General features: G+C 59.8%; 7 protein-coding genes. 1 reads left to right on the top strand and 6 read right to left on the bottom strand.

The window, feature by feature from the left end; genetic code table 11:
* Positions 1-77: 77 nt before the first annotated feature.
* Positions 78-680, bottom strand: coding sequence for a glutathione S-transferase family protein (locus tag NA637_RS11745; RefSeq protein ID WP_256072418.1), 603 nt, complete (start codon positions 678-680; stop codon positions 78-80).
* A 38-nt stretch (positions 681-718) separates the two neighbouring features.
* The gene (locus NA637_RS11740; protein WP_256072417.1) at positions 719-1,891 is read right to left on the bottom strand and encodes a PLP-dependent aminotransferase family protein; all 1,173 of its coding nucleotides are present in this window, start codon (positions 1,889-1,891) and stop codon (positions 719-721) included.
* Positions 1,892-1,970: 79 nt separating this feature from the next.
* Here NA637_RS11740 and NA637_RS11735 point away from each other — a divergent pair, with 79 nt between their 5' ends.
* Entirely contained in the window at positions 1,971-2,414 is a 444-nt protein-coding gene (locus NA637_RS11735) for a MarR family winged helix-turn-helix transcriptional regulator (RefSeq protein ID WP_256072416.1), read from the top strand.
* Positions 2,415-2,597: 183 nt separating this feature from the next.
* Here NA637_RS11735 and rpsA read toward each other — a convergent pair whose 3' ends face one another.
* The 4 genes from rpsA to hisC form a co-directional block, all read right to left on the bottom strand.
* On the bottom strand, positions 2,598-4,283 hold the full coding sequence (rpsA, locus tag NA637_RS11730) for a 30S ribosomal protein S1 (protein ID WP_256072415.1): 1,686 nt from the start codon (positions 4,281-4,283) through the stop codon (positions 2,598-2,600).
* Between the two features lie 173 nt (positions 4,284-4,456).
* Positions 4,457-5,143 (bottom strand): (d)CMP kinase, encoded by a 687-nt coding sequence (gene cmk, locus NA637_RS11725; RefSeq protein ID WP_256072414.1) that lies wholly within the window; start codon positions 5,141-5,143, stop codon positions 4,457-4,459.
* Complete coding sequence (locus tag NA637_RS11720; protein ID WP_256072420.1) at positions 5,140-7,356, bottom strand: bifunctional prephenate dehydrogenase/3-phosphoshikimate 1-carboxyvinyltransferase; 2,217 nt, start codon at positions 7,354-7,356, stop codon at positions 5,140-5,142. The genes cmk and NA637_RS11720 overlap by 4 nt, the downstream gene beginning before the upstream one ends.
* Positions 7,357-7,382: 26 nt before the next feature.
* Positions 7,383-8,492 carry a histidinol-phosphate transaminase gene (gene hisC, locus NA637_RS11715; protein ID WP_256072413.1) on the bottom strand — a complete coding sequence of 370 codons (1,110 nt, stop codon included), beginning with the start codon at positions 8,490-8,492 and terminating at the stop codon, positions 7,383-7,385.
* Positions 8,493-8,532: the final 40 nt, after the last annotated feature.

Here is an 8,532-nt window from a genome sequence, read left to right as displayed (position 1 = left end):
GCTGATCAGTATCGGGGCCGTTGTCCATATGCGGTCAAGCTTTTTCTTGCAACTTGCAGCTTGGGGCGGCTTTTACGTTAATCGTACATGCCCACATGCCGCGGATGGCTTGCAACGCGTTGCAGCCAGGCACAGATCGCAGGGTAACTGGCCAGCCAAAAGCCACCCTCTTCAGCCACGTGCGTATAGGCATACAGCGCCACATCCGCAATCGAGTAGCGGTCGCCAACGAGAAACGGCGTGCGCTGCAGTTGCTGCTCCATGACATCCAGCGCTCGATAACCGTCCAGTTGCCTGGCCGCATACTCATCGAGGCGATCGTCGGGCAGGCCCAGATAAACCTTGATAAATCGCGCTACGGCAATAAACGGCTCATGGCTGTACTGCTCGAAGAACTGCCACTGTAGAACCTGAGTGCGCAAACGTGGATCGGTGGGCAACAGCTCGGATCCGTCCGCGAGGAAATTGAGGATCGCATTCGACTCCCACAAGCAGGTGCCGTCCTCCAATTCCAGTACGGGAATCTTGCCGTTGGGATTCTTCTTCAGAAACGCCTCCTCGCGACTCTCGCCACGAAGAATATCCACCGGTATCCACTCGTAATCTCGACCGAGCAGATGCAGCATCAATCTCACTTTGTAGCAGTTGCCCGAACGATAATCGCCGTAAACCTTGTACATCTCCTCCCTCCTGGGCAACGCAAGCACCGATACCTTGATCAGGCCGCATCGGCATCGGCCATCTTGCACCCACGAATCACCTTCGCTAGCCGACGCACGCCCTCATCCAGCCGCTCCGGGGCAACATGGCTGAAGTTCAACCTCAGATACCCGAGGTTTTGCTCGGGATCGATGAAGAATGGCTCACCCGGCATGAATACCACATCCTGTTCAAGGGCAGGATTGAGCAGCGTTCGCGTATCGACAGGGCTTTTCAGCCGCAACCAGAAGAACAGACCGCCCTGCGGGATCTGCCACTCGGCCAGGTCGTCAAAGTGCTCCGCCAACGCGGCCTGCATCGCATCACGGCGCAGATGATAGAAGCGGCGTAGCTCGCTCAGGTGCGTACGATACTGCTCGCTTCCAAGCCACTGCAGCGCCTGCCACTGACCAATGCGGTTGGTGTGCAGATCAGCCGACTGCTTGAGCCGCAGCAAGTAGGGGAAAAGATCGGGTGTTGCGATCAGGTATCCCACCCGCAGCCCTGGCAGCAAAGTCTTGGAGACCGTGCCGGTGTATATCCAGCTTGCCTTGCGCATACGGCTGACGATGGGCCTGGCGCTGCTTTCGTCGAAAACCAGTTCGCGATAAGGCTCATCCTCGATCAGGACTACATTGAACTCGTCGAGCAGCGCGGCTACCGCATCGCGCTTTTCTTCGCTGTAACGCACCGCCGAGGGATTCTGGAACGTTGGGATAAGGTAGGCAAAGGCCGGCTTGTGCTGCTCCAGCCGTTGGCGCAACGCGACCAACGATGGACCGTCTGCCTCTTGCGGAACCGCCAGGCAGTCGGCGCCGAACAACTGAAAAGCCTGCAGGGCGGCTAGATAAGTCGGCGCCTCGAGCAGCACCTCGGTGCCCCGATCGATGAACAGTTTGGATGCGAGGTCCAGGGTCTGCTGGGAACCGCTGACGATCAGTACTTGACTGGCCGAGCAAGAAACACCGATTGCGCGGGCTTCAGCCGCGACGGCCTCGCGCAGTGCGGGCTCCCCTTCGCTCATCCCGTACTGACCCAGGCTCGCCGGCATGGGCGCCCAGTCGACCTTCGGCAGCATGGGCTCAGCAGGCAGTCCGCCAGCGAAAGACATCACCTCAGGACGCTGTGCAGCGGCAAGAATTTCACGAATCAGCGAGCTTTTCAGGCGATCAATGCGTTCGGAGAAGGCCATGGGGCACCAGATGCAGGAATAGGAAAAATGAGTCAAACTACTTGATCGAAATTACGCCCCCAACCATAAATACGTCAATATGCCTGACCTAAAAAAAAGCACTGTTCAGCGCCAGATCATGGAGAATTTCTTCCTTGGCTATCAGGCGTATACCGCCAAGCCGGACGAGATGCTTGCCCGACGCGGACTGTCCCGGGTGCATCACAGAATCCTGTTTTTTATCGCAAGCTACCCCGATCTCAGCGTCAAACAGCTACTCGGCTACCTGGGAGTCAGCAAGCAGGCCTTGAACACGCCATTGCGGCAGCTGATCGAAATGCACCTGGTGGAGAGCAGGATGGCCGATGAAGACAAGCGCAAGCGCATGCTGCGCTCCACCATCGAGGGTGCAAGGCTTGAGCAGGCATTGCGACGCGAACAGGTGCGTCTTCTCGAACGGGCCTTCCAGCATGCCGGGGAAGAAGCGGTGAATGGCTGGCTGGCGGTTAACCAGGCATTGGCAAGCGGCATGATACGAACTTGAAGCAGCGAACAGCTCGGCCTCGACGGGGGCCACTCTGCTGTTGGAGCCTATTGATAGATCGAAGCCCTACCCCTCCTCAGGACGGGTAAACTGAAAACAAGGCGCAGATGTAACCTTTGATCAGGACGGGACAGCTACAAAAAAGGGCGACCGAAGTCGCCCTTTTTCAATGGATTGCAGAACTTAGTTCTGGTTTTCCATCTGCGCGCGGATCAGATCACCGATGGTGGTCGGACCGGCAGCCGGCTCTACGTCCTGCTTGGTACGCAGTTCCTTCATCGCGTCCTTCTCGTCCTCAACGTCTTTCGACTTGATGGACAGGCTGATGACGCGACTCTTGCGGTCGATGCTGATGATCTTGGCTTCGACTTCTTCGCCTTCCTTCAGGACGTTGCGCGCATCTTCAACGCGGTCACGGCTGATTTCGGAGGCTTTCAGGGTCGCTTCGATATCGTTGCCCAGGTCGATAATGGCGCCTTTGGCGTCAACTTCTTTCACGGTGCCGCGAACGATGCTGCCCTTGTCATTGACGGCGGCGTAGTTGGAGAACGGATCGTCTTCCAGCTGCTTGATGCCCAGGGAGATGCGCTCGCGCTCCGGATCGACCGACAGGATGACGGTGTCCAGCTCGTCGCCCTTCTTGAAGCGGCGGACGGCTTCTTCGCCCGGCTCGTTCCAGGAGATGTCGGACAGGTGCACCAGGCCGTCGATGCCGCCGTCCAGACCAATGAAGATACCGAAATCGGTGATCGACTTGATGGTGCCGGAGATGCGGTCGCCCTTGTTGAACTGGCCAGAGAAGTCTTCCCATGGGTTGGACTTGCACTGCTTGATGCCCAGGGAAATACGACGACGCTCTTCGTCGATGTCCAGAACCATGACTTCCACTTCGTCGCCGACCTGCACGACCTTCGACGGGTGGATGTTCTTGTTGGTCCAGTCCATTTCGGAAACGTGTACCAGACCTTCGACGCCCTCTTCCAGCTCGGCGAAGCAGCCGTAGTCGGTGAGGTTGGTAACACGCGCCATGACGCGGGTGTTTTCCGGGTAACGGGCCTTGATGGCAACCCATGGGTCTTCGCCCAGCTGCTTCAGACCCAGGGAGACGCGGTTACGCTCGCGGTCGAACTTCAGCACCTTGACGTCGATCTCGTCGCCAACGTTGACGATTTCCGATGGATGCTTGATGCGCTTCCAGGCCATGTCGGTGATGTGCAGCAGGCCGTCCACGCCGCCCAGATCGACGAACGCGCCGTAATCGGTGAGGTTCTTGACGATACCCTTGACCTGCTGGCCTTCCTGCAGCGATTCCAGCAGCGCTTCGCGCTCGGCGCTGTTCTCGGCTTCCAGCACGCTACGACGGGAAACGACAACGTTGTTGCGCTTCTGGTCGAGCTTGATGACCTTGAATTCGAGTTCCTTGCCTTCCAGGTGAGTGGTATCACGCACTGGACGGACATCAACCAGGGAGCCTGGCAGGAACGCACGGATGCCGTTAACGTCGACCGTGAAGCCGCCCTTGACCTTACCGTTGATAACGCCCTTGACCACTTCCTCAGCTGCGAAAGCCGCTTCCAGAACAATCCAGCACTCTGCACGCTTGGCTTTTTCGCGGGACAGCTTGGTTTCACCGAAGCCATCTTCAACCGCGTCCAGCGCAACGTGAACTTCGTCACCCACGCTGATGGTCAGCTCGCCCTGCTCGTTGTAGAACTGCTCGACCGGGATGACGCCCTCGGACTTCAGACCGGCATGAACAGTGACCCAGTCACCGTCGATGTCGACCACGATGCCGGTGATGATCGCACCCGGCTGCATGTCGAGGGTTTTTAGGCTTTCTTCAAAAAGTTCTGCAAAGCTTTCGCTCATGTTTATTCCTGCTGTTTTCGGGCGAGGATCCGCCCAATCTCCACATCCCAGATAGAAGTGGGTTCATTCATATAAAAAAAGGCGTGCGGGACTAGATCTGGTCTCCCACATGCCTCCTGGTTAACAGCTCTCGTTATCGAGAAACCGTCAGGCCGCCTCGCGGCGGTCGCTCTTCAGGCGAAATCGCGATTGGCGACTTCGCTCAGAATCTGTCCTAACACCTGCTCGATGGAAAGATCCGTGGAATCCAGCTGTACCGCATCGACTGCAGGCCTCAGCGGAGCCACTTCACGCTGGATGTCGCGCTCGTCGCGAACCCGTATCTCATCGAGAAGACTCGCGAGATTAACATCATCACCCTTGCCCTTCAACTGCAAGAAACGGCGACGAGCCCTTTCCTCCGCACTGGCGGTAAGAAATATCTTCAAGGGAGCGTCCGGAAAAACCACGGTTCCCATGTCTCGGCCGTCCGCGACCAGCCCGGGCGGTTCGCGGAACGCCTTCTGGCGCTGCAACAACGCCTCACGCACCACCGGCAATGCAGCGACCTGCGAGGCTCCGGCGCCGACCTGCTCGTTGCGAATCGCGAGGGTGACGTCTTCGCCCTCGAGAACGATCTGCATGCCATGGCCGCTTTTGGCTGCGCCGAATTGCACATCCAGATGGGCTGCCAGCAGCTTGAGCGCCTCCTCGTTGGTCAGGTCGACACCATGATTACGGGCAGCGAAAGCCAGCAGACGGTACAGCGCACCGGAATCGAGAAAATTCCACCCCAGCTTGGCCGCCAGCAACGCCGCAACCGTGCCTTTTCCAGAACCGCTCGGACCGTCGATGGTGATGACCGGGACCTGCCTGATCATGAATTACCCTCCACACCTACCCGCATCCCGGCCCGCTCGGCCAGTGCAAGGAAGTTCGGGAACGAAGTGGCCACGTTGGCACAGTCGTGAATGCGGATCGGCGCGCTGGCACGAAGCGCAGCCACGCTGAAGGACATCGCGATACGATGATCACCGTGCGCCCAGACTTCCCCGCCGCCCAGGGCACCGCCGCCTTCGATGATAAGCCCATCCGGCGTCGGTGTAGCCTTCACGCCCAGCGCTTGCAGACCATCGGCCATCACCTGAATGCGATCAGACTCCTTGACCCGCAACTCCTCAGCTCCGCGCAGCGTGGTTCGCCCTTCGGCGCAAGATGCCGCAACGAACAGCACCGGGAATTCATCGATCGCCAACGGCACGAGCTCTTCCGGGATATCGATCCCCTTGAGCCGGGCAGCCCGCACGCGGATATCGGCTACCGGCTCACCGCCGACTTCGCGCCTATTGCTCAGTTCGATATCGGCCCCCATCAATTTGAGGATATCGATGACGCCGGTACGGGTCGGATTGACGCCGACATGCTCAAGCGTGATATCGGAGCCCGGCGCGATGCTGGCTGCAACCATGAAGAAAGCCGAGGACGAAATATCGGCGGGCACTTCGATCTGCGTCGAGCGCAGCTTATGCCCGGGCTCGACCGTGGCAGTACTTCCCTCGACCTGCACCGGGTAGCCGAAGCCTTGTAGCATCCGTTCGGTGTGATCCCGCGTTGGCGCCGGCTCTGTGACCGACGTTTTTTCCGCTGCATACAGACCAGCCAGGAGCAGGCAGGACTTGACCTGGGCACTGGCCATCGGCATGTCGTAATGCATTCCTGAAAGTTTCTGGCCGCCACGAATGGTCAACGGAGGACGTCCTTCGGCAGCGGTCTCGATCACCGCACCCATTTCGCGCAGCGGCTTGGCCACACGGTTCATCGGTCGCTTGGACAGCGAAGCATCGCCCGTCAGGGTGGTATCGAATGGCTGGGCGGCCAGCAGCCCGGACAGCAGGCGCATCGAGGTACCGGAGTTACCGAGGTAGATCGGTCCTGGCGGCGGCTTCAAGCCGTGCAGGCCGACGCCATGGACCGTCACGCGCCCCTGATTCGGCCCTTCGATGACCACGCCCATGTCGCGGAAGGCCTGGATGGTTGCGAGGGCATCTTCACCCTCGAGAAACCCTTCCACCTCGGTGGTGCCCTCAGCCAGCGAGCCGAGCATGATCGAACGGTGGGAAATGGATTTGTCGCCCGGCACACGCAGGTGACCGCTGAGGCTGCCGCCAGGGTTGGCAAGGAAGATCAGATCTTTGGAATGCATAACGTCCACATAGGCTCTGCGAGCCAGTATTTTGCTGAAATGTTCCCGGGCAGCCCTGGCGCGCGTGAACACGCCCAACAAGGTATGCCCGTCTCCTTCATCGACCGCGGCGCGCAGCGCGTCGAGATCGGCACGAAAATCGTCCAGCGTATGCAGCACCGCCTCGCGATTGGCGAGAAAGATGTCGTGCCACATCACCGGATCGCTGCCCGCAATACGGGTGAAATCGCGAAATCCACCCGCGGCGTAGCGAAATATCTCGAGATTTTCGTTGCGCTTTGCCAGCGAATCCACCAGGCCGAATGCCAGAAGATGTGGCAGATGACTGGTCGCAGCCAGCACTTCGTCATGGTGCCGAACGTCCATGTGCTCGACATCGGCGCCCAGCGCACGCCACAGCCCGTCTACAAGCGCCAGCGCAGCTGGATCGGTGTCCGCCACAGGCGTCAGGATCACCTTGTGCCGTCGAAAAAGCGTGCTTTGGGCAGCCGTGACGCCGCTCTGTTCCGAGCCGGCTATCGGATGCCCAGGCACAAAGCGCGGCGGCATCCGGCCGAACTGCTCGCGGGCACAGCGCACCACGTTGCCCTTGGCACTGCCGACGTCGGTCAGCACCGCATTGCCGAGATCGAGCAACGCGAGCTCAGCCAGCAGACGCTCCATCGCCAGGATCGGCACGGCCAGTTGAATCACATCCGCGCCCTGGCAAGCCTCCGCCAGGCTATCTGCGCAGCGATCCACCACACCTAGGTCGACGGCCAGCTCGCGCGACCGAGGGTCCAGGTCGAACCCGACCACCTCGGCGCAGTACCCGCCTTCACGCAAACCTTTGGCGAATGAGCCACCAATCAGGCCCAGGCCGACAACAGCCAGACGTGGCAGCGGCGTCATCCCTGAAAGCAGTTCGCCGTTTCGGATCAACGCCCAAGCACCTTGCGCAGCACGTCGAGAAATCGTGCAATTTCAGCTTCGGTGCCGATCGAAACCCGAAGAAAAGTCGGCATGCCATAGCCGGCGACCGGACGCACGATAACCCCATCACGCAGCAACGCCTGGTTGATTGGGGCCGCGTCCTGGCCGAAATCAACCGCTATGAAGTTGCCTCTGGAAGGTATCCATTCCAGTCCCAACTCGCTGAAACCGGCTTCGAGCTGCCGCATTCCGGCGGTATTGCTCGCCCGGCTTTCGGCCAGGTATGCGCCGTCATCGAGCGCCGCACAGGCTGCGGCAAGCGCCAGGCTGTTGACGTTGAAGGGTTGGCGCACGCGATTCAGGACATCCGCAATCTGCGCTGAGCAGATCGCATAGCCCACCCGCAGCGCCGCCAACCCGTAAGCCTTGGAAAAGGTCCGCGACACCAGCAGATTCGGTCGAGTGTTCAGGAACGCCAGGCCGTCCGGCAATTCACCATCAGCCGCGTACTCGATATAGGCTTCATCGAGAACCACCAGGACGTGCTCGGGCACAGCAACCAGGAACCGCGCCAGCGCTTCAGCGCCGAACCAGGTACCGGTAGGATTATTGGGGTTGGCGATGAACACGATCCGAGTGTTCGTATCGATGGCGGCCAGCATGGCGTCCAGGTCATGTCCCCATTGCTTGGCCGGAACAGCCTTGGCCTGCGCGCCGACCGCCTGTGTGACGATGGGATAGACCGCAAACGCATGCTCGCTGAAAACCGCATTGAGACCCGGCGCGAGGTAGGCCCGCGCAACCAGCTCAAGGATATCGTTGGAGCCATTGCCGAGCGTGACCTGCTCGATGTCCACAGCATAGCGTTGCGCCAGTTTCTGCTTGAGCAAGAAACCGTTGCCGTCGGGATAGCGGGTCAGCTCGCCGAGCTGCGCCCGGATCGCTTCGATGACTCTCGGGCTGGGCCCCAGCGGGTTCTCGTTGCTGGCCAGCTTGACGATGGTCTGCGGATCTAGATCGAGCTCTCTGGCCAGTTCGTCCACCGGCTTGCCCGGCACATAAGGCGACAGTTTTTGCACGCCTGGCTGAGCCAGGGCGAGGAAATCACAGCTCATACATTAAGCCTCAAGCTCAAGCGGCAAGCGGCAAGTAAAA

This window comes from Stutzerimonas stutzeri (assembly GCF_024448935.1).
GTDB lineage: Bacteria > Pseudomonadota > Gammaproteobacteria > Pseudomonadales > Pseudomonadaceae > Stutzerimonas > Stutzerimonas stutzeri_AO.
Note: the sequence above shows the minus strand (reverse complement) of the source record. Positions and strands in the feature narration are given on the sequence as shown.

What these genes read in the sequence shown, in the direction of transcription:
- NA637_RS11745 (WP_256072418.1), bottom strand. Translation starts at nt 680, where the DNA reads ATGTACAAGGTTTACGGCGATTATCGTTCGGGCAACTGCTACAAAGTG.
- NA637_RS11740 (WP_256072417.1), bottom strand. Translation starts at nt 1,891, where the DNA reads ATGGCCTTCTCCGAACGCATTGATCGCCTGAAAAGCTCGCTGATTCGT.
- NA637_RS11735 (WP_256072416.1), top strand. Translation starts at nt 1,971, where the DNA reads ATGCCTGACCTAAAAAAAAGCACTGTTCAGCGCCAGATCATGGAGAAT.
- rpsA (WP_256072415.1), bottom strand. Translation starts at nt 4,283, where the DNA reads ATGAGCGAAAGCTTTGCAGAACTTTTTGAAGAAAGCCTAAAAACCCTC.
- cmk (WP_256072414.1), bottom strand. Translation starts at nt 5,143, where the DNA reads ATGATCAGGCAGGTCCCGGTCATCACCATCGACGGTCCGAGCGGTTCT.
- NA637_RS11720 (WP_256072420.1), bottom strand. Translation starts at nt 7,356, where the DNA reads ATGACGCCGCTGCCACGTCTGGCTGTTGTCGGCCTGGGCCTGATTGGT.
- hisC (WP_256072413.1), bottom strand. Translation starts at nt 8,492, where the DNA reads ATGAGCTGTGATTTCCTCGCCCTGGCTCAGCCAGGCGTGCAAAAACTG.